Genomic DNA, 19,214 nt, shown 5'->3' with positions numbered 1-19,214 from the left:
GTCAGGTGCTACACCAACGGTCAGGTGCTACACGGCCGGCAGGTGCCTGTGTCACCGGTAGGTGCCGACCGTTGGTCGGCACGGCATTTTATTCCCCGCCGGCAAACCCGTTCTGGCGCCATGCCTCGTACATCACCACGGCGACCGTGTTGGACAGGTTGAGGCTGCGGTTGTCCGGCTGCATCGGCAGGCGCAGGCGGCGGCCGTGGGGCAGGCTGTCGAGCAGGTCCTGGGGCAGGCCGCGGGTTTCCGGGCCGAACAGGAAGGCATCGCCGTCTTCGAACTGCTGGGTGTCGTAACGGACGCTGCCGCGGGTACTCAGCGCGAACAGGCGCTTGGGCGCAATGACCTGCAGGGCGGTTTCCAGATCAGGATGGACCTGCAGCCGAGCGTATTCGTGATAGTCCAGGCCGGCGCGCTTGAGCTGCTTGTCGCTCAGGTCGAAACCGAGCGGCTCGATCAGGTGCAGCCGCGCGCCGGTGTTGGCGCAGAGGCGGATCACATTGCCGGTGTTCGGCGGGATTTCGGGTTGGAACAGGACGACATGGAACGTGGGCGTGGCAGTCATCGGCGAAGTGTACGCCGTGGCTGCGGAAGACCGCAGCTGCGGCTTACTGGCGGATCAGGGTCGTGGCGGCGGCAGCGGCGGTTTCCAGGGCCAGGGCCTGCAGGTCGGCAGCCGACGGACGCACCTGCAGAGTCGGCAGGTTGATGATCACTTCGTTGGCCACGGCAGTGGCGGCAGCGGTGAAGGTGGCGACGTAGCCGCGGTCGTTGGTCTGTTCGGCAGCCAGGGCCTGGCGCTGTTCGGCGGTCGGACGCACTTCCACGGCGGCCAGGGTGGTGACGCGGCGGTTGGCGGCCAGTTCGGCGCGGTACTCGGCGATCAGGCCAGCGGTCGGACGGACTTCCACGACGGCCAGGGTCGGGATGGTGCTGGTGCGCTCAACCTCGGCCTGGGCGATCTGGTCGGCCGAGGGGCGGACCTGCACGGTGTCCAGGGTGACGATGGCGGGGGCGGCCTGCACCGACGAAGCAAACGCGGAACCGGCGGCAAAGGCGATGGCGATGGCGAGAGTCTTGGTGTTCATGGCGAGGTCCTGTTTAGTGTTGGTGAGCAGTGGTGTGGTAGTAAGGTAGTACACCGATTCTGGGCTTGCAAGAACAATTTCATTATTCTTGTTGCTGTTCAGCATCCAGTCAGTTTCGGTTTGATCCTTGTTTCCCTTGCCATGTACCAAGCAGGTCGCGTGCCAACTTTTACGCATTGATTTAAAAGGGTTTTTTGCGAAGTGGCGGTGTCCGATGTCCGGACACGTGTCCGCCGCAGGGCCGCGGACTGTCCGCCCGGCCGCGTGCGGCCACGCTCGGATGTGCGGTTCGTGGCGGATCCGCCGCCATCGGCAGGTCAATGACTGTTGGCCGATGCCTTTTGCCCGGGCGGCGCGCTAGCATCCGGCTTCACTTTCATGACCAAGGAACCGGAATGACCGTCCAACTTCGACCGCGTGCCGCGCTGCTGGCTGTAGCGCTTTCCGCCGCCCTGGGCTCGTTCGCGCCGGCACCGGTCCTGGCCAAGCCGGCCACGGCGGCCAAGGTCGACATTCCGTTCGAACAGTTCACCCTGCCCAATGGCCTGCGCGTGGTGGTGCACACCGACCGCAAGGCGCCGATCGTGGCGGTGAATATCTGGTACCACGTGGGCAGCAAGGACGAACCCGCCGGCCGCACCGGCTTCGCGCACCTGTTCGAACACCTGATGTTCCAGGGCAGCGAGAACCACGACGGCGAATACTTCGAGCCCTTCAAGCAGGTTGGCGTGACCGGCCAGAACGGCACCACCAATACCGACCGCACCAATTACTTCGAGAACGTGCCGACCACCGCGCTGGACATGGCGCTGTGGATGGAGTCCGACCGCATGGGGCATCTGCTCGGGGCGATCGACCAGGCGGCGCTGGACGAGCAGCGCGGCGTGGTCCAGAACGAGAAGCGCCAGGGCGAGAACCAGCCCTATGGCCAGGTCTGGGAAAAGCTGACCCGCGCGATGTATCCGGCCGGACACCCGTACCACCACAGCGTGATCGGCTCCATGAACGATCTCAACGCCGCCTCGCTGGACGACGTGAAGACCTGGTTCCGCACCTGGTACGGCCCGAACAATGCGGTGCTGGTGCTGGCCGGTGATATCGACGTGGCCACCGCGAAGGAAAAGGTCGCCAAGTACTTCGGCGACATCCCGGCCGGCCCGAGCATGGCCCAGCCCAAGGTCGACGTGGCCAAGCGCGAGAAGAGCACGCGCGAAGTGATGACCGACAAGGTGCCGCAGGCGCGCATCTACCGCGCCTGGAACGTCGCCCAGGTCGGCACCACCGACATCGATCAGCTGCAGCTGTTCGCGCAGGTCCTTGGCGGTGCGAAGTCCTCGCGCCTGGACCAGCGCCTGCTGCACCAGGACAAGCTGGTGGACAACATCAGCGCCGGCGCCTACAGCTCGCAGCTGGGCTCGAACTTCGTGATCATGGCCAGCGTCAAGCAGGGCGTGGACCCGGCCAAGGTCGAGGCGATCATCGATGAGGAAGTGAAGCGTCTGGCCAAGGACGGTCCGACCGCCGACGAGCTGAGCCGCGGCAAGACCGCCTTCCGCGCCGGCTTCATCCGCGGCATCGAGCGCATCGGTGGCTTCGGCGGCAAGGCCGACGCGCTGGCCGAGTGCACCGTATACGAAGGTGACCCGGGCTGCTTCCGCAAGTCGCTGGCCACCATCGATGGGGCCACGGCCGCGCAGGTGCGCGATGTCGGTGCCAAGTGGCTGGGCGTTGGCGATCACACCATCGTGGTCGAGCCGGGCGCGCGCGTTGCCCTGGCCGAACTGCCGTCGGAAACGCCCAAGCCGTTCACCGTGCCCGCCGTGGATCCGCGCTTCACCACGCTGCCCAAGCAGGTCGACCGCAGCACCGGCGTGCCGCAGACCAAGACCTTCCCGGACCTGAAATTCCCCGAACTGCGCCGCGCCACGCTCAAGAACGGCACCCAGGTGATCCTGGCCGAGCGCCATGACATCCCGGTCGTGCAGTTCAGCTATGAATTCCCGGGGGGCTTCACCGCCGACCAGGGCCGCAAGTCCGGCACGGCCAACTTCACCATGGGCCTGCTCACCGAAGGGGCCGGCAAGCTCGGTGCGCTGCCGTTCGCCGATGCGGCCGATGCACTGGGCGCCAAGCTCGATGCCTCGGCCTCGCTGGACAGCACCAGCGTGTACCTGTCCGCATTGAAGGAAAACCTGGCCCCGTCGCTGGCCCTGTATGCGGACATGCTGCGCCAGCCGCGCTTCGACCAGACCGAGATCGACCGGGTCAAGGCGACCTGGATCGCCGGCATCCAGCAGGAGAAGGTCAACCCCAGCGCGGTGGCGATGCGGGTGATGCCGACCCTGCTGTACGGCGCGGGCCATCCGTATGCGATCCCGTTCACCGGCAGCGGCAATGAAGTGGACATCCAGTCCATGACCCGCGAAGACCTGGTCGACTTCCACCGTGACTGGCTGCGCCCGGAGCAGGGCACGCTGATCGTGGTGGGTGACACCACGCTGAAGGAAATCGTGCCGCTGCTGGAGCGCCAGCTCGGCAACTGGAGGGCCGAAGGTCCGGCGCCGGAGGTCAAGGCGCCGGTGGATGTCGCACGTCCGGCGCATGCCCGCGTGTACCTGATCGATCAGCCGGGCGCAGTGCAGGCCAACCTGTTCGCCAGCCAGGTGGTGCCCTCGTCCAGGGACCCGGGTTCGACCCGCTTCGATATCGCCAACGGCGTGCTCGGCGGCGACTTCACCTCGCGCCTGAACATGAACCTGCGTGAGCAGAAGCACTGGTCCTACGGGGCCGGCAGCAGCGCCAGCAACACCCTGGGCCAGCGCCCGTGGGGCGCCCGCGCGCCGGTGCAGATCGACAAGACCGCCGAGGCGATGCAGGAGATGCAGAAGGAAATCGCCGAGTTCGCCAGCGGCGCCAAGCCGGCCACCCCGGCCGAAGTGGCGCGTATCCGCAACATCCAGAACCTGAGCCTGCCCGGCGCCTATGAGACCGCCAGCGCGGTGATGGGCACCATCAGCGGGATCGTGCGTTACCAGCGCCCGGACGATTACGTGGTCCAGCGCAAGGCCGAGATCGAAGCGATGACCCCGGCCCAGGTGCAGCAGGCCGCGGCCACGCTGGACCCGAACGCGCTGACCTGGGTGGTGGTGGGTGACCTCAAGCAGACCGAGGCCCCGGTGCGTGCGCTCAAGCTTGGCCAGGTGCAGGTCATCGATGCCGAAGGCAAGGTGGTCGACGCCCCGGCCACTCCGGCCACGCCGGCTGCCGCGGCACCAAAGGGCCGGTGACGCCCAACGCTGGCCGGCCACCGCGCCCGCCAGCCGCTCAGGTGCCGGGGACCCACCCGGCACCTGATCACCCCCGATTCAGTTGTTTCCCGCACACTCCCTTACGTATTCCAGCCAGGCCTTGCCCATGCGCATTCTGCTTCTGTCCGCCCTGATCCTCAGCGTTGCCGCCTGCACCTGGGTGCCGATCGAATCCTCCGGCAAGACGGTCCGCGTGCTGCCGGCCGGTGCGGTTCCCAGCGGCTGCCAGAGCAAGGGCGAAGTGGTGGTGACCGTGAAGAGCAAGGTCGGCTTCTACAACCGCAACCCGCTGCGCGTGCAGGAAGAGCTGGAAACCCTGGCCCGCAACGAGGCCCCCAGCGCCGGTGCCAACGCCGTGCAGGCCTCGGGCCTGCCGGCCGATGGCAGCCAGCGATTCCTGGCTTTCCAGTGCCCGCCACGCTGAACCCTTCACCCCGCGCCCGGACCATACGCCCGGGCGTGAATTCGTAAAGGTGCGGTGAAAGCCGTGCCGGCTTACAATAGCGCCCCCTTCGCCTGAGCCTTGGCGCTAACTGATGCTCTTCAAGAATGTCTCGATCGCCGGCCTGGCGCACATCGACGCGCCGCACACGCTGACGTCCAAGGAAATCAACGAACGTCTGAAGCCGACGCTGGATCGCCTTGGCATCCGTACCGACGTGCTCGGCGATATTGCGGGCATCCACGCCCGCCGCCTGTGGGATGCCGACATGCTGGCCTCCGACGCCGCCACGCTGGCCGCCCGCAAAGCCCTGGAAGACGCCGGGATCGGCGCCGACAAGATCGGCCTGCTGGTCAACACCTCGGTCAGCCGCGACTATCTGGAGCCGTCCACGGCCAGCATCGTCTCGGGCAACCTGGGCGTGGGCGACGAATGCATGACCTTCGACGTCGCCAATGCCTGCCTGGCCTTCATCAACGGCATGGACATCGCCGCCCGCATGCTCGAACGCGGCGAGATCGACTACGCGCTGATCGTCGACGGTGAAACCGCCAACCTGGTGTACGAGAAGACCCTCGAGCGCATGGCCCTGCCGGGCGTGACCGCCGATGACTTCCGCAACGAGATGGCCGCCCTGACCCTGGGCTGCGGTGCCGCGGCGATGGTCATGGCGCGCACCGAGCTGGTGCCCGACGCGCCGCGTTACCGCGGTGGCGTGACCCGCTCGGCGACCGAGTGGAACCAGCTGTGCCGCGGCAACCTGGACCGCATGGTCACCGACACCCGCATGCTGCTGATCGAAGGCATCAAGCTGGCGCAGAAGACCTTCGTCGCCGCCCGTGAAGCACTGGGCTGGGCCGTGGAGGAACTGGACCAGTTCGTGATCCACCAGGTCAGCCAGCCGCACACCGCCGCCTTCATCAAGAACTTCGGGATCGACCCGAAGAAGGTGATGACGATCTTCGGCGAGCACGGCAACATCGGCCCGGCCTCGGTGCCGATCGTGCTGAGCAAGCTCAAGCAGCTGGGCAAGCTGAAGAAGGGCGATCGCATCGCGCTGCTCGGCATCGGCTCGGGCCTGAACTGCTCGATGGCCGAAGTGGTCTGGTAACCCATTGGCCGCAGCCTGCTGCGGCGTTGCTTCCGGGGCCGTGTCTGCCGCGCCGGAATTGAACATCAAGGGCCGGTTCTGCCGGCCCTTTTCACAGGTGCGATTGAATGCCCCAGCTGCCCGGTTACCCCGCCCATCCGCACCGCTTCCAGGTGCGCCCCGGCCTGTCGATGAGCTATCTCGACGAAGGCCCGCGCGATGGCGAGGTGGTGGTGATGGTCCACGGCAACCCGTCGTGGAGCTATTACTGGCGCACCCTGGTGGCCGGCCTCTCGGACAAGTACCGCTGCATCGTGCCGGACCATATCGGCATGGGCCTGTCGGACAAGCCCGATGATGCGCACTACGACTACACCCTGCAATCGCGCGTGGATGACCTGGACGCGCTGCTCGCGCACCTGGGCATCACCGGCCCGGTGACCCTGGCCGTGCACGACTGGGGCGGCATGATCGGCTTCGGCTGGGCGCTGTCGCACCACGCGCAGGTCAAGCGCCTGGTGGTGCTCAACACCGCCGCCTTCCCGATGCCGGCCGCGAAGAAGATGCCGTGGCAGATCGCGCTGGGTCGCCACTGGAAGATTGGCGAGTGGCTCATCCGCACCTTCAACGCCTTCTCCTCCGGTGCTTCGTGGCTGGGCGTGGAACGGAAGATGCCGGCGGACGTGCGCCGCGCGTACGTGTCGCCTTACAACAGCTACGCCAACCGCATCAGCACCATCCGCTTCATGCAGGACATCCCGCTGTCACCGGCCGACAAGGCCTGGTCGCTGCTGGAGCGTTCCGGCCAGACCCTGCCCAGCTACGCCGACCGCCCGGCGTTCATCGGCTGGGGCCTGCGCGATTTCGTGTTCGACCATCACTTCCTGAAGGGCTTCCAGGCCGCGCTGCCGCAGGCGCAGGTGCATGCCTTCGAGGATGCCGGGCATTACGTGCTGGAGGATAAGCACGAGGTGCTGGTGCCGAAGATCCGCGCCTTCCTGGACGCGAACCCGCTCTGATCGGCGTGACGACCCACGGTCGTCACCTACCATCAACCGGTAGGCACCCTCACCGGTAGAGCCGACCGTTGGTCGGCTGCCCCATCCCCGGTAGAGCCAACCGTTGGTCGGCTGCTTTCCGGTCGGCTGCTTCCGCCCCGCGCCCTGACCCCGGCGCCCCCAACTACGCCGCGATCGGCGCCTGCGGGGCCGGCGAATTGCCGTTGTCATCGGGATGATCATCATCATTGCCCGCCTCGTCCCGCCAGCGCCAGTCGGCCAGGGTCAGCGCCGGCATGCCGTGCGCGATGCGCGCCTTGTCGCACTGCGGGCTGGCCTTGCCGCACTCCCACGAGGCGTCCACCTCACGGCACACGCTGGGGCGGTTGGGGTGGATGCTGCAGCGCGAATACACCCCGATCTCCGCGTCCAGCGCCACGCAGTAGACCGGCTTGGACAGGGTGCCGCGCATGCACAGCCGGTGCGGGTCCAGCACCTGGGTGAGCTCGTGCGGGACGCCCCCCGGGGTGACCTCGTCCGATTCCATCCAGTGGAAGGCCACACGGTATTGGGTGCAGCAGGCGCCGCAGGTGAGGCAGGGATGGGGCATGGGGCACCGGCCTTGGGCGGCAGCGAAGCAGGAGGGAAGGGCGCGAATTTTCCACGCCAACGGCCGGCGCGCAAGAATTTTCTGCAGCGGCGACAATGAACGGATGAACAGCGCCATCAATATCGCCGCGCGCCTGCCCGAGCTGGCCCGTGAACGCCCCGACCAGATCGCCATCCGCTGCCCCGGCACGCCCGGGCCCGGCGGCATGGCGCGCTACGACGTCACCCTGGATTACCGCACCCTCAACGCCCGCAGCGACGCGATGGCGGCCGGTCTGGCCGCGCACGGCATCGGCCGCGGCGTGCGCGCCGTGGTGATGGTGCGGCCCTCGCCGGAGTTCTTCCTGCTGATGTTTGCGCTGTTCAAGAACGGCGCGGTGCCGGTGCTGGTCGACCCGGGCATCGACAAGCGCGCGCTGAAACAATGCCTGGACGAGGCCCAGCCGGAGGCCTTCATCGGCATCGGCCTGGCCCACGTGGCGCGCCTGGCGCTGCGCTGGTGCCGCTCCGCACGCCTGCTGGTGACCGTTGGCCGCCGCTGGGGCTGGGGTGGCACCACCCTGGCCCGGCTGGAAGCCCAGGGCGCTACGGTGGCGCCTGCGCTGGCCCCGACCGATGGCGAGGACGTCGCCGCGATCCTGTTCACCAGCGGCTCCACCGGCGTGCCCAAGGGCGTGGTCTACCGCCACCGTCATTTCGTGGGCCAGGTCGAGCTGCTGCGTGCCGCCTTCGGGATGGAGCCGGGTGGGGTCGACCTGCCGACCTTCCCGCCGTTCGCGCTGTTTGATCCGGCGCTGGGGCTGACCTCGGTAATCCCGGACATGGATCCGACCCGGCCGGCCCAGGCGGACCCGCGCAAGCTGCATGACGCGATCAACCGCTTTGGTGTCACCCAGCTGTTCGGCTCGCCGGCGCTGATGCGGGTGCTGGCCGATCACGGCCAGCCGCTGCCCGGCGTGCGCCGGGTGACCTCGGCCGGGGCACCGGTGCCGCCGGACGTGGTCGCGCGGATCCGCCGCCTGCTGCCCGACGACGCCCAGTTCTGGACCCCCTACGGCGCCACCGAGTGCCTGCCGGTGGCGGTGATCGAAGGCCGTGAGCTGGAGAACACCCGCCAGGCCACCGAGGCCGGCGCCGGTACCTGCGTCGGCCGCGTGGTCGCGCCGAACCAGGTGCGCATCATCGCCATCGATGACGCGCCGCTGCCGGGCTGGTCGCAGGCCCGCGAGCTGGCCGCCGGCGAGGTCGGCGAGATCACCGTGGCCGGTCCGACTGCCACCGACAGCTACTTCAACCGCCCGCAGGCCACCGCGGCGGCGAAGATCACCGAGACCCTCGCCGACGGCAGCACGCGCGTCGTACACCGGATGGGCGACGTCGGCTATTTCGATGCGCAGGGCCGGCTGTGGTTCTGCGGGCGCAAGACCCAGCGCGTGGAAACCGCGCACGGCCCGCTGTACACCGAACAGGTCGAGCCGGTGTTCAACGCACTGGACGGCATCGCCCGCACCGCGCTGGTCGGCGTCGGCCCGCCGGGCCGCCAGCGGCCGGTGCTGTGCTACGAACTGCAGCCCGGCACCGTCGATTCCCCAGGGCTGGTCGAGCGGCTGCGCCGTGAGGCCGCCGCGCACGCGCATACCGCGCGCATCGAGCGCTTCCTGCCCCACCCGGGCTTCCCGGTCGACATCCGCCACAACGCCAAGATCGGCCGCGAGAAGCTCGCGGTCTGGGCCACCGCGCAACTGGAGCAGCACGCATGAAGATCCTCGTTACCGGTGGCGGCGGCTTCCTTGGCCAGGCCCTGTGCAAGGGGTTGATCGAGCGCGGCCACCAGGTGCTGGCGTTCAACCGCGGCCATTACCCTGCGCTGCAGGCGATGGGCGTGGGCCAGATCCGCGGCGACCTGGCCGATGCGCAGGCGGTGATGCACGCGGTGGCCGGGGTCGATGCGGTCTTCCACAATGGCGCCAAGGCCGGTGCCTGGGGCAGCTATGACAGCTACCACCAGGCCAACGTGGTCGGCACCGACAACGTCATCGCGGCCTGCCGCGTGCACGGCGTGGGCAAGCTGGTCTACACCTCCACGCCCAGCGTCACCCATCGCGCCACCCATCCGGTCGAGGGCCTGGGCGCCGATGAGGTGCCCTATGGCGAGAACTTCCAGGCGCCGTATGCGGCCACCAAGGCCATCGCCGAGCAACGCGTGCTGGCCGCCAACGATGCGCAGCTGGCTACCGTCGCGTTGCGGCCCCGGCTGATCTGGGGCCCGGGCGACCAGCAGCTGGTGCCGCGCCTGGCCGAGCGCGCCCGCGCCGGCCGCCTGCGCTTCGTCGGCGATGGGCAGAACAAGGTCGATACCACCTACATCGACAACGCCGCACTGGCCCACTTCCTCGCCCTGGAGCACCTGGCCCCGGGCGCGGCCTGCGCCGGCAAGGCGTACTTCATCTCCAACGGCGAGCCGCTGCCGATGCGCGAGCTGCTCAACAAGCTGCTGGCCGCCGTGGACGCCCCGCCGGTGACCCGGTCGATCAGCTTCAGGACCGCCTACCGGATCGGTGCGGTCTGCGAGCGGCTGTGGCCGCTGCTGCGCCTGCGCGGCGAGCCGCCGATGACCCGCTTCCTGGCCGAACAGCTGTGCACGCCGCACTGGTACAGCATGGAACCGGCCCGCCGCGATTTCGGTTATGTACCCGTGGTCAGCATCGAAGAAGGGCTGCTGCGGCTGGCATCTTCATCGAACGCACAGGAATCCATCACTCCCTGAACACCGCGGGTTGGTGAACATGGACCCACGCCAACTCCGGCACGCATCAACGCGAGGGTCGACATGCTGCATTACGCCGTCATCTTTTTTGTCATCGCCATCATCGCGGCGGTACTTGGTTTCTCGGGCATTGCCGGCGCTGCCAGCAACGTCGCCTGGATCCTGTTCGTCGTCTTCCTGATCCTGGCGGTGGTGTCGATGTTCCGCAAGCGGACCTAGTGTCCGGCGCGTCCCACGCCACCTCTCTCCGGCGTGGGACGCGCTGCGGAAACCACGACGGCCTGACATCGGCGACGATGATCAGGCCGTCGTTGCGATGGAGCTGCGCAGATCGCGCTCGTGGTCATGCCGGGCCATCGCCAGTTCCAGCAGCCGCGTGATCAATGCGGTGTAATCCAGCCCGCTGGCGGCCCACAACTTCGGGTACATGCTGATGCGGGTGAAGCCGGGCAGCGTGTTGATCTCATTGATCACCACCTCTCCAGCCGGGGTCAGGAACACATCCACCCGGGCCAGGCCCGCACAGTCCAGCGCCTGGTAGGCCCGCACCGCGATCTCCCGGATACGGGACTGCTCGGCATCGGTGATGGCCGCCGGCACCACGATGTCCGCACCGCTTTCGCTGATGTACTTGGTGTCGTAGGAATAGAAATCATCGTGCACGACCACCTCGCCGCAGACACTGGCCTCGGGGTGTTCATTGCCCAGCACGGCGCACTCGATCTCGCGGCCGGTGATCGCTGATTCCACCAGCGCCTTGTGATCGAACGACAGCGCCAGCGCGAGTGCGGTGTGGAACTCCGCCTCGCTGCGGACCTTGCTCACGCCCACCGAGGAGCCCTGGTTGGCCGGCTTCACGAACAGCGGCGTGCCCAGTTCGGCAACCAGCGCGGTGTAATCGGCCCGCGCCGCGCTGACCCGGTTGAAGCAGGCGAACGGTGCCACCGCCAGCCCGGCATCGCGCAGCAGGCGCTTGGCCACGTCCTTGTCCATCGCCACCGCCGAGCCCAGCACGCCGGAGCCGACGAAGGGCAGGTTGGCCATGCGCAGCAGGCCCTGCAGCGAGCCATCCTCGCCCAGCGTGCCGTGCACGATCGGGAACACCACGTCGATCTGCTCCAGCGCGGTGGCCGGATCGGTCGGGACCAGCTGCTGCCGCTCCAGGCCGGGCCGCACCGCCACCGCATTGCCCGAGCGGTGCAGCGCGATCCGCGTGGGGTCGCTGGCGTTGAGCAGGAAGTCGCGCGGGTCGCTCACATGCCACTGGCCCTGCTTGTCGATCCCGATCAGGCTGACCTCGAAACGGTCCTTGTCCAGCGCATCGAGAATGTTCTTCGCCGATTGCAGCGAAACCTCGTGCTCGGCCGACCGGCCGCCGAAGATGATGCCTACCCGGGTCTTGCCCATGCCTGTTGCCGCTCCTGTCGCTGTGTTGGGGAGCCATAGCATGAACCGAGTCGGCGCCCGCGAAAACGCGTGTCCGGTGTCGATGTGGTGGGCACCTGGCGCGTGGCCAAGCGTGATGCCAGCGAACGCCCGCCGTTCAAGGGCGCGCGGTAGAATGCGGTGATGGCCCGTTCCCTGCTCTCTTCCCTCAAGCCGCTGGCTGGCAATGCGCTGCAGCTCACGCTCAACCGCGCACTGGCGCTGGACCCGGACACCCGCAGCGCGCTGGCCGCGCTGGATGGCCGCCACATCGCCCTGACCGTTGAATCGCCCGCGCTGGCGATGCGGATCGGGGTGGACGGTGAGCGGCTCACGGTCGGCCCGGTCGATCCGCAGCAGGAGCCGGACCTGGCCGTGCGCAGCACGCTGGGCGGGGTGCTGGCCCAGCTGCCGTTCCTGGCCAACGCCCGCCGTGGCGGTGATGCGCCGGCCGGGCGGGTCAAGGTCTCCGGTGATGCCGAACTGGCCCGCCGCCTGCAGCAGCTGGCGACCCGTTTCGATCCGGACTGGCAGCAGCCGTTCGTGCGCGTGTTCGGCGAGGTGATGGGCGTGCAGATCGCCAACACCCTGCGCTCGGCACTGCAGCACGCGCGCCGCGGCGCGTCCGACCTGGCGCACAGCGCCGCTGAATTTGTCACCGAGGAGTCGCGCGACGTGGTACCCCGAGCAGAACTGGATGCCTTCCACGACGATGTGGACGTGATGCGCGACGACGTTGAACGCATGGCCGTGCGCGTCCAGCGCCTGCGGCAGGTGGGCGCATGAAGGCGATCTTCCGGGCCAGCCGCATCGGCCGCATCATCCTGCGCTACCGCCTCGACGATCTGCTCCAGGGCACCCCGGCCGAACGCTGGCTGCGCCTGGCAAAACCGTTCGTGCCACGCGCCTCGGCCGACATCGCCGCACAGTCGCGCGGCGCGCGCCTGCGCCTGGCGCTGCAGGACCTCGGCCCGATCTTCGTCAAGTTCGGCCAGATCCTCTCCACCCGCCGCGACCTGATCCCGGCCGATGTCGCCAACGAGCTCACCCTGCTGCAGGACCGGGTCAAGCCGTTCGATGGCGCCACCGCGCAGGCGATCGTCGAACGTGCGCTAGGCCGCCCGGTCAGCGAAGCGTTCGCCAGCTTCGATCTGCAGCCGCTGGCCTCGGCCTCGATCGCGCAGGTGCACGCGGCCACGCTGGCCGATGGACGCCAGGTGGTGGTCAAGGTGCTGCGCCCGGACATTGAAAAGCAGATCGACGCGGACATCGCGCTGCTGAAGTCGGCCGCCGCGCTGATCGAACGCGCGCACCCGCGCGCCGACAAGATCCGCCCGCGCGAAGTGGTCGCCGAAGTCGAAAACACCCTGGCCGCCGAGCTGGATCTGCAGCGCGAAGGCGCCAATGCCAGCGTGCTGCGCCGCAACTGGATCGACTCGGACGATCTGTACGTGCCCGAGGTGATCTGGAGCCACACCGCCGAACGCGCGCTGACCCTGGAGCGCGTGTGGGGCATCCCGTCGGATGACATCGTCGCGCTGGACAAGGCCGGGATCGACCGCAAGGCCCTGGCTGCCAAGGGCGTGCGGGTGTTCTACACCCAGGTGTTCCGCGACAACTTCTTCCACGCCGATGCGCACGCCGGCAACATCTGGGTCGACACCGATCCGGCGCGCCGGGACAACCCGCGCTTCATCGCGCTGGATTTCGGCATCATGGGCCAGCTCTCCGAAGAAGATCAGTACTACCTGGCCGAGAACTTCATGGCCATCTTCAACAAGGATTACCGGCGCATGGCCGCGCTGCATGTCGAAGCCGGCTGGATGCCCAACAACGTGCGCATCGATGAGCTGGAAGCGGCCGCGCGCTCGGTGTGCGAACCCTATTTCACCCGCCCGCTGTCGCAGATCTCGCTGGCCGAGGTGCTGATCAAGCTGTTCCGGGTGGCCCAGCGTTACGAGCTCACGTTGCAGCCGCAGCTGATCCTGCTGCAGAAGACCCTGCTCAACATCGAAGGCGTCGGCCGTCAGCTCGATCCGGAACTGGATATCTGGGCGGTCGCACGGCCGGTGCTCGAACGCATCCTGCGCGAACGTTACAGCCCGCGCCGCGTGCTCAAGGAAGTGCGCAAGCGCCTGCCTGAAATCATGACGCATACCCCGGACATGCCGCGCCTGGTCCACGCCTGGCTGCGTCAGCAGGTGGAAGGCGACCACGAATTGTCGATGCGCTCGCGCGATCTGGCGGCGCTGAACGTCAGCGTGCAGAAGCTGCAGAAGCGCGCGGTGGCCGCAATCGCCGGCGTCGGCCTGATGATCGTCGCTGCGGTGCTGTATGGCCTGCAGCCGGGCGGCTGGTACTTCGGCGATGCCCCGGTGTGGAGCTGGGTGACCGGCGCGGCGGGCGTGTTCTCGCTGGCCAGTGCCTGGTGGCGCCGATGAGCGCGATCGAGCTGCAGGCCGAGGCCATCGCCGAGGCGCCTGTTGCGCTTCCGCCCCTGCAACTGCTGCACCTGGACGACCAGCTTGCCGTGGTCAACAAGCCCGCCGGGCTGATGGTCCACGACAGCAAGCTCGCCCGGGGCGAAGACGACTTCCTCGCCGACCGCCTGCGCGAACAGCTCGGCAAGCCGATCTTCCTCGTCCACCGCCTGGACCGCGCCACCAGCGGCTGCCTGCTGCTTGCCTTTGATCGCGAAAGCGCCAGCGTGCTCGGCAAATCGCTGATGGGTGGGGACGTCACCAAGGATTACCTCGCGATCTGCCGCGGCTGGCCGGCCGACGAGGCCTTTACCGTCGACCATGACCTCGATGGTGGCCCCGGCAAGCCGGTCAAGAAGCAGGCGATCACCCACTTCCAGCGCGTCGCCGTGGGCGAGATCGCCATTCCGATGGGCGGGTTCGAGACCTCACGTTACGCCCTGCTGCGCTGCCAGCCGCAGACCGGCCGGTTCCGCCAGATCCGCCGCCACCTCAAGCACCTCTCGCATCACCTGATCGGCGACACCAGCCACGGCGACGGTCGCCACAACCGCAGCTTCCGCATGCAGGGCATCCACCGCATGCTGCTGCACGCCGAGCGCCTGCGCTTCCCGCATCCGGACGGCACGCCGATGGACATCAGCGCGCCGGTGGACGGGGAATTCCGCAAGGCGATGGATCTGTTTGGTTGGGACGTGCGATAGCCGACCAACGGTCGGCTCTACTTCACGACAGCCGACCAACGGTCGGCTCTACCGGTTATTTTTTTGCCGGCGCCGGCTCATTGACGATCGCTTCCAGGTCCTTCTGCAGATCCACGAACAGCGGCTGCATCTTGGCCTGGATCGCCACCATCACGTTCTGCATCAGCGCCGGCGTCTTGTCCAACAGGCTCTGCCCGGCCGAGCTCTCATAGAACTCGGCCATCGCCAGCACGTCTTCCTTGCTGAAGGTCTGCTTGTACAGATCCACGTACATCGGCCGCAGTTCCTTCCACGACAACGCCTGGCGCACCGTCTGGCTGGTCCGCTGCTCGATCCGCTGCAGCTGGGCCTGCTGTGTCGCATCCAGCTGACGCTGCTGGGCCACCTGCTGGAACTGCTGGCGCTGCATCGCCTCGATCTGCGGCAGCATCGTATCGAGCATGCTCTGCGCGCGCGAGGCGGCCAGCAGGCGGTTGATGTCGGCATCCGACGGCGGCGCGGCCAGGGCCGGCGCGATCGCGGCCAGGCCCAGCGCGAGGGCCAGGGTGAAGCGGGTCAGGCCGCGGCGGGCCAGCGGGCGGATCAGTGACATGGCGGAGCATCCTGCGTTGCGTGGAGTCCGGAGAATACCTGCGATGGCGTCATCAGGCCGTAATTGAGGACGTTATCGGCGACATCCACGCACGTTGCAGTCACCCGACCGGCGGGTCCTCCCCTTACAATGCCGCCCATGGGCAACGGGCCAGTCACCATCAGCGCGCACCTGACGATTCCGGAGACGGAACTCGTCGAGCGGTTCGTGCGCGCCAGCGGTGCCGGTGGCCAGAACGTCAACAAGGTCTCCACCGCCGTCGAACTGCGCTTCGACGTGGCCGGCTCGCCTTCGTTGCCCGAGCCGTTGCGCGCGCGCCTGCTGGCCCGCCGCGACCGGCGCATGACCGGCGAAGGCGTGCTGGTCATCGATGCACAGCGTTTCCGTACCCAGGACCGTAACCGCGAGGACGCGCGCGATCGACTGGCCGCCTTCATCCAGGCGGGGCTGAGCGTGCCCAAGGCGCGCGTGGCCACCAAGCCGACCTACGGGTCGAAACTGCGTCGTCTGGACGCCAAAAAGGGGCGCGCGCAGATCAAGCGCGGGCGCACCACACGCAATTGGGAGTGATTGCTTGAACAACCGAAGTCCGCTGTTGCCGGTGGTTCCGCCGAACATGCCGCAGGTCAAACCGAACCGCTTCCTCCGCTGGCTGGCCCGTTGCACGCTGCGCCTGGGCGGCTGGAAAGTGACCGGCACCCTGCCGGACGTACCCAAGCTGGTCTTCATCATCGCCCCGCATTCGTCCAACTGGGACGGCTTCTGGGGCATGGCAGCGAAGATCGCACTGGGCATGCAGGTCAAGGTGCTGGGCAAGGCCTCGCTGTTCTGGTGGCCGCTGGGGCCGCTGCTGCGCAAGCTGGGCGTCATCCCGCTGGACCGCAGCTCGCCGCAGGGCACCGTGGAACAGGCGGTCAGCCTGATCCGGGGCTCGGACCGCCTGTGGTACGCGATCACCCCGGAAGGCACGCGCAAAGCGGTGCAGCACTGGAAGGCCGGCTTCCTCAAGATCGCGCGCATGGCCGACGTGCCGGTGCTGGCCGCGTACTTCCACTACCCGGAAAAGACCATCGGCATCGGTCCGCTGTTCCATCCCACCGGCAACGACGTGGCCGACATGGCTGCGATCCGCGAGTACTACCGCCCCTGGCAGGGCAAGACCCGCGGCACCGTCTGAACGCCGCCAGGCGGGTCGGGCGGGGTAGCCCCCACGGCCCGCACAGCCACGCGCCACGACCGGCACATGCCGCCTGCGGGCTTTGGGAGTAGGGTGACCGGCTGCGGGATTTTCCGTCCCGCGCCCTCATCCAAGGAGCCCGTTTCATGTCGCGTACCGTAGTTTTGGCCGCTGCCATCAGCCTGGCGCTGGCGGCCTGTTCCGGCAAGGAGTCCACCCCCGTGACCGATACCCAGCCCGCCCCGACCCAGCAGCCGGCCGATGCGTCCGCCAACCCGCTGTTGAGCGCCAGCACGCTGCCGTTCCAGGCGCCGCCGTTCGACAAGATCAAGGACAGCGACTACCTGCCGGCCTTCAACGAAGGCATGAAGCAGCACCTGGCCGAAGTCCGCAAGATCGCCGACAACCCCGAGCCGGCTACCTTCGACAACACCATCGAAGCGCTGGAGCGCAGCGGCGAGACCCTGACCCGCGTGTCGCGCATCTTCTTCGGCCTGGTCCAGGCCGACACCAACGATGCACGCCAGAAGGTGCAGGAAGAAGTCGCCCCGAAGCTGGCCGAGCACCAGGACGAGATCAACCTCGACCCGAAGCTGTTCGCCCGCATCAAGACCATCTACGACCAGCGCGATGCGCTGGGCCTGGACCCGGTGCAGAAGCGCCTGGTCGAGCGTGACTACCAGGAGTTCGTGCGCGCCGGCGCGCAGTTGAACGATGCCGACAAGGCCTCGCTGCGCAAGCTCAACGTGGAAGAAACCACGCTGGCCACGCAGTTCCACACCCGTCTGGTGGCTGCGACCGCCGCCGGTGCCGTGGTGGTCGATGACAAGGCCAAGCTGGCCGGCCTGGACGAGGATGCGATCAACACTGCCGCCGCCGATGCCAAGGCCCGCAACCTCGATGGCAAGTACCTGCTGCCGCTGCAGAACACCACCCAGCAGCCGGTGCTCGGCTCGCTGAGCGACCGCGAGCAGCGCGCCGCCGTGCTCAAGGCGTCGGAAACCCGTGCTGAAAAGGGCGACGCCAACGACACGCGCGAGACCATCCAGCGCCTGGCCCAGCTGCGCGCGCAGAAGGCCAAACTGCTCGGCTTCGAGAACTACGCCGCCTACAGCCTGGCCGACCAGATGGCCAAGACCCCGGCCGCCGCGCTCAAGCTGCTGACCGACACCGTGCCTGCCGCGACCGCCAAGGCGCGTGGCGAGATCAGCGAAATGCAGAAGGTGATCGACGCACAGAAGGGCGGTTTCAAGCTTGCTGCCTCCGATTGGGACTTCTACGCCGAACAGGTGCGCAAGGCGCAGTACGACCTGGACGAATCGCAGATCAAGCCGTACTTCGAGATGGACAACGTGCTGCAGAACGGCGTCTTCTACGCCGCCACGCAGCTGTACGGCATCACCTTCAAGCCGCGTACCGATATCCCCACCTACCACCCGGACATGAAGGTCTATGAAGTGTTCGACAAGGACGGCACCTCGCTGGCCCTGTTCTACACCGACTACTTCAAGCGTGACAGCAAGTCCGGGGGCGCCTGGATGGACGTGTTCGTCGAACAGGATGGCCTGACCGGTGCCAAGCCGGTGGTCTACAACGTGTGCAACTTCACCAAGCCCGCCGCCGGCCAGCCCGCGCTGCTGAGCTTCGATGACGTGACCACGATGTTCCATGAGTTCGGCCACGCGCTGCACGGCATGTTCTCGAAGGTGAAGTACCCGTCCATCGCCGGTACCAGCACCTCGCGCGACTTCGTCGAGTTCCCCTCGCAGTTCAACGAGCATTGGGCGCTGGACCCGAAGGTCTTCGCCAACTACGCCAAGAACTACAAGACCGGCGAGCCGATGCCGCAGGCGCTGGTCGACAAGATCCTCAAGGCCCGCACCTTCAACCAGGGCTATGCGACCACCGAGTACCTCTCGGCGGCCCTGCTCGACCTGGCCTGGCACACCCAGCCGGCCGACGCCAAGCTGCAGGACGTGGCGCCGTTTGAAGCGGCCGCGTTGAAGAAGTTCAAGGTCGACCTGCCGCAGGTGCCGCCGCGCTACCGCACCAGCTACTTCGACCACATCTGGGGCGGCGGTTATTCGTCCGGCTACTACGCCTACTTCTGGGCCGAAGTGCTCGACCATGACGCCTTCGAGTGGTTCAAGGAGAACGGCGGCCTGACCCCGGAGAACGGCCAGGTGTTCCGCGACAAGATCCTCTCGCGCGGCAACAGCGTGGAGCTGGCCGATCTGTACCGCGAGTTCCGCGGCAAGGATCCGTCGGTGGAGCCGCTGCTGGTCAATCGTGGCCTGAAGTAATCGCGGCATCTCGGTAGGTACCGACCGTTGGTCGGTACGCTTGCCACCGGTACACGCTGAAACGAAAACGGCAGGGGAAACCCTGCCGTTTTTTTTTTGGGTGGCGGCTCCGTTGGGGTCTTCTGCGAGCTCGAGGGCCCCGTCGCGGCCGATAGGCCCCTGGCGCAAATGTCCCCCGGCCGCCACGCGGCCTCCTCCTTGATTTTGCCCAGGAGCCTACCAGCCGCG

18 protein-coding genes are annotated in these 19,214 nt (G+C 67.6%); 13 read left to right on the top strand and 5 right to left on the bottom strand.

The features are described from left to right. Positions 1-88: 88 nt before the first annotated feature. Both trmL and PV764_RS17875 read right to left on the bottom strand, forming a co-directional pair. Positions 89-568 (bottom strand): tRNA (uridine(34)/cytosine(34)/5-carboxymethylaminomethyluridine(34)-2'-O)-methyltransferase TrmL, encoded by a 480-nt coding sequence (trmL, locus tag PV764_RS17880; protein WP_019184882.1) that lies wholly within the window; start codon positions 566-568, stop codon positions 89-91. Positions 569-611: 43 nt separating this feature from the next. Further along, positions 612-1,091 carry a hypothetical protein gene (locus PV764_RS17875; protein ID WP_046272270.1) on the bottom strand — a complete coding sequence of 160 codons (480 nt, stop codon included), beginning with the start codon at positions 1,089-1,091 and terminating at the stop codon, positions 612-614. Between the two features lie 395 nt (positions 1,092-1,486). Between PV764_RS17875 and PV764_RS17870 the strand changes: the two genes are divergently transcribed. The 4 genes from PV764_RS17870 (at position 1,487) to PV764_RS17855 (ending at position 6,950) form a co-directional block, all read left to right on the top strand. After that, positions 1,487-4,378 carry a M16 family metallopeptidase gene (locus tag PV764_RS17870; protein WP_019184880.1) on the top strand — a complete coding sequence of 964 codons (2,892 nt, stop codon included), beginning with the start codon at positions 1,487-1,489 and terminating at the stop codon, positions 4,376-4,378. Positions 4,379-4,505: 127 nt separating this feature from the next. After that, complete coding sequence (locus PV764_RS17865; RefSeq protein ID WP_421117202.1) at positions 4,506-4,823, top strand: DUF4156 domain-containing protein; 318 nt, start codon at positions 4,506-4,508, stop codon at positions 4,821-4,823. A 112-nt stretch (positions 4,824-4,935) separates the two neighbouring features. Beyond that, positions 4,936-5,952, top strand: a complete 1,017-nt coding sequence (locus tag PV764_RS17860) for a 3-oxoacyl-ACP synthase III (protein ID WP_019184878.1) — start codon at positions 4,936-4,938, stop codon at positions 5,950-5,952. A gap of 107 nt (positions 5,953-6,059) precedes the next feature. Beyond that, positions 6,060-6,950 carry an alpha/beta fold hydrolase gene (locus PV764_RS17855; RefSeq protein ID WP_019184877.1) on the top strand — a complete coding sequence of 297 codons (891 nt, stop codon included), beginning with the start codon at positions 6,060-6,062 and terminating at the stop codon, positions 6,948-6,950. A 163-nt stretch (positions 6,951-7,113) separates the two neighbouring features. On the opposite strand, the gene PV764_RS17850 is transcribed toward PV764_RS17855, so the two are convergent. Continuing rightward, positions 7,114-7,539 carry a YkgJ family cysteine cluster protein gene (locus PV764_RS17850; RefSeq protein WP_421117201.1) on the bottom strand — a complete coding sequence of 142 codons (426 nt, stop codon included), beginning with the start codon at positions 7,537-7,539 and terminating at the stop codon, positions 7,114-7,116. A gap of 103 nt (positions 7,540-7,642) precedes the next feature. On the opposite strand from PV764_RS17850, the gene oleC reads away from it, so the two are divergent. From oleC to PV764_RS17835, 3 genes are all read left to right on the top strand, one after another. Continuing rightward, positions 7,643-9,298: an olefin beta-lactone synthetase gene (gene oleC, locus PV764_RS17845; RefSeq protein ID WP_421117200.1), complete on the top strand. Its 1,656-nt coding sequence runs from the start codon at positions 7,643-7,645 to the stop codon at positions 9,296-9,298. After that, positions 9,295-10,305 carry a 2-alkyl-3-oxoalkanoate reductase gene (gene oleD / locus PV764_RS17840; RefSeq protein ID WP_421117199.1) on the top strand — a complete coding sequence of 337 codons (1,011 nt, stop codon included), beginning with the start codon at positions 9,295-9,297 and terminating at the stop codon, positions 10,303-10,305. The genes oleC and oleD overlap by 4 nt, the downstream gene beginning before the upstream one ends. 63 nt (positions 10,306-10,368) lie before the next feature. Beyond that, positions 10,369-10,524 (top strand): DUF1328 domain-containing protein, encoded by a 156-nt coding sequence (locus tag PV764_RS17835; RefSeq protein WP_019184873.1) that lies wholly within the window; start codon positions 10,369-10,371, stop codon positions 10,522-10,524. A gap of 81 nt (positions 10,525-10,605) precedes the next feature. On the opposite strand, the gene ddlA is transcribed toward PV764_RS17835, so the two are convergent. Further along, a complete protein-coding gene (gene ddlA, locus PV764_RS17830) occupies positions 10,606-11,712 on the bottom strand; it encodes a D-alanine--D-alanine ligase (protein ID WP_046272276.1) in 1,107 nt (368 codons plus the stop codon). A 162-nt stretch (positions 11,713-11,874) separates the two neighbouring features. Between ddlA and PV764_RS17825 the strand changes: the two genes are divergently transcribed. From PV764_RS17825 to PV764_RS17815, 3 genes are read left to right on the top strand one after another with little or no spacing between them, the layout of a single operon-like run. Beyond that, entirely contained in the window at positions 11,875-12,516 is a 642-nt protein-coding gene (locus tag PV764_RS17825; RefSeq protein WP_421117197.1) for a ubiquinone biosynthesis accessory factor UbiJ, read from the top strand. Further along, positions 12,513-14,171: a ubiquinone biosynthesis regulatory protein kinase UbiB gene (gene ubiB / locus PV764_RS17820; protein WP_019184870.1), complete on the top strand. Its 1,659-nt coding sequence runs from the start codon at positions 12,513-12,515 to the stop codon at positions 14,169-14,171. The genes PV764_RS17825 and ubiB overlap by 4 nt, the downstream gene beginning before the upstream one ends. After that, complete coding sequence (locus PV764_RS17815) at positions 14,168-14,914, top strand: pseudouridine synthase (RefSeq protein WP_266084764.1); 747 nt, start codon at positions 14,168-14,170, stop codon at positions 14,912-14,914. Before ubiB ends, PV764_RS17815 begins: the two co-directional genes overlap by 4 nt. A gap of 55 nt (positions 14,915-14,969) precedes the next feature. Here the strand turns inward: PV764_RS17815 and PV764_RS17810 are convergent, their stop codons facing one another. Then, positions 14,970-15,506 (bottom strand): DUF2059 domain-containing protein, encoded by a 537-nt coding sequence (locus PV764_RS17810; RefSeq protein ID WP_019184868.1) that lies wholly within the window; start codon positions 15,504-15,506, stop codon positions 14,970-14,972. A gap of 138 nt (positions 15,507-15,644) precedes the next feature. On the opposite strand from PV764_RS17810, the gene arfB reads away from it, so the two are divergent. The 3 genes from arfB to dcp all read left to right on the top strand — a co-directional run bounded on the left by arfB (position 15,645) and on the right by dcp (position 18,986). Continuing rightward, a complete protein-coding gene (gene arfB, locus PV764_RS17805) occupies positions 15,645-16,076 on the top strand; it encodes an alternative ribosome rescue aminoacyl-tRNA hydrolase ArfB (RefSeq protein WP_019184867.1) in 432 nt (143 codons plus the stop codon). A gap of 46 nt (positions 16,077-16,122) precedes the next feature. Then, positions 16,123-16,683 (top strand): lysophospholipid acyltransferase family protein, encoded by a 561-nt coding sequence (locus tag PV764_RS17800; RefSeq protein ID WP_235318846.1) that lies wholly within the window; start codon positions 16,123-16,125, stop codon positions 16,681-16,683. Between the two features lie 146 nt (positions 16,684-16,829). Further along, positions 16,830-18,986: a peptidyl-dipeptidase Dcp gene (gene dcp / locus PV764_RS17795; RefSeq protein ID WP_046272277.1), complete on the top strand. Its 2,157-nt coding sequence runs from the start codon at positions 16,830-16,832 to the stop codon at positions 18,984-18,986. Positions 18,987-19,214: the final 228 nt, after the last annotated feature.

Origin of the sequence: Stenotrophomonas sp. AS1 (assembly GCF_048957655.1) — a bacterium.
GTDB classification, from domain to species: domain Bacteria; phylum Pseudomonadota; class Gammaproteobacteria; order Xanthomonadales; family Xanthomonadaceae; genus Stenotrophomonas; species Stenotrophomonas bentonitica_A.
The sequence above is the reverse complement of the archived record's forward strand: the minus strand, read 5'-3'. Positions and strand labels throughout refer to the sequence as shown.

What these genes read in the sequence shown, in the direction of transcription:
- arfB (WP_019184867.1), top strand. Translation starts at nt 15,645, where the DNA reads ATGGGCAACGGGCCAGTCACCATCAGCGCGCACCTGACGATTCCGGAG.
- dcp (WP_046272277.1), top strand. Translation starts at nt 16,830, where the DNA reads ATGTCGCGTACCGTAGTTTTGGCCGCTGCCATCAGCCTGGCGCTGGCG.
- PV764_RS17855 (WP_019184877.1), top strand. Translation starts at nt 6,060, where the DNA reads ATGCCCCAGCTGCCCGGTTACCCCGCCCATCCGCACCGCTTCCAGGTG.
- PV764_RS17810 (WP_019184868.1), bottom strand. Translation starts at nt 15,506, where the DNA reads ATGTCACTGATCCGCCCGCTGGCCCGCCGCGGCCTGACCCGCTTCACC.
- PV764_RS17825 (WP_421117197.1), top strand. Translation starts at nt 11,875, where the DNA reads ATGGCCCGTTCCCTGCTCTCTTCCCTCAAGCCGCTGGCTGGCAATGCG.
- ddlA (WP_046272276.1), bottom strand. Translation starts at nt 11,712, where the DNA reads ATGGGCAAGACCCGGGTAGGCATCATCTTCGGCGGCCGGTCGGCCGAG.
- oleC (WP_421117200.1), top strand. Translation starts at nt 7,643, where the DNA reads ATGAACAGCGCCATCAATATCGCCGCGCGCCTGCCCGAGCTGGCCCGT.
- trmL (WP_019184882.1), bottom strand. Translation starts at nt 568, where the DNA reads ATGACTGCCACGCCCACGTTCCATGTCGTCCTGTTCCAACCCGAAATC.
- oleD (WP_421117199.1), top strand. Translation starts at nt 9,295, where the DNA reads ATGAAGATCCTCGTTACCGGTGGCGGCGGCTTCCTTGGCCAGGCCCTG.
- PV764_RS17870 (WP_019184880.1), top strand. Translation starts at nt 1,487, where the DNA reads ATGACCGTCCAACTTCGACCGCGTGCCGCGCTGCTGGCTGTAGCGCTT.
- ubiB (WP_019184870.1), top strand. Translation starts at nt 12,513, where the DNA reads ATGAAGGCGATCTTCCGGGCCAGCCGCATCGGCCGCATCATCCTGCGC.
- PV764_RS17850 (WP_421117201.1), bottom strand. Translation starts at nt 7,539, where the DNA reads ATGCCCCATCCCTGCCTCACCTGCGGCGCCTGCTGCACCCAATACCGT.
- PV764_RS17815 (WP_266084764.1), top strand. Translation starts at nt 14,168, where the DNA reads ATGAGCGCGATCGAGCTGCAGGCCGAGGCCATCGCCGAGGCGCCTGTT.
- PV764_RS17800 (WP_235318846.1), top strand. Translation starts at nt 16,123, where the DNA reads ATGCCGCAGGTCAAACCGAACCGCTTCCTCCGCTGGCTGGCCCGTTGC.
- PV764_RS17835 (WP_019184873.1), top strand. Translation starts at nt 10,369, where the DNA reads ATGCTGCATTACGCCGTCATCTTTTTTGTCATCGCCATCATCGCGGCG.
- PV764_RS17875 (WP_046272270.1), bottom strand. Translation starts at nt 1,091, where the DNA reads ATGAACACCAAGACTCTCGCCATCGCCATCGCCTTTGCCGCCGGTTCC.
- PV764_RS17865 (WP_421117202.1), top strand. Translation starts at nt 4,506, where the DNA reads ATGCGCATTCTGCTTCTGTCCGCCCTGATCCTCAGCGTTGCCGCCTGC.
- PV764_RS17860 (WP_019184878.1), top strand. Translation starts at nt 4,936, where the DNA reads ATGCTCTTCAAGAATGTCTCGATCGCCGGCCTGGCGCACATCGACGCG.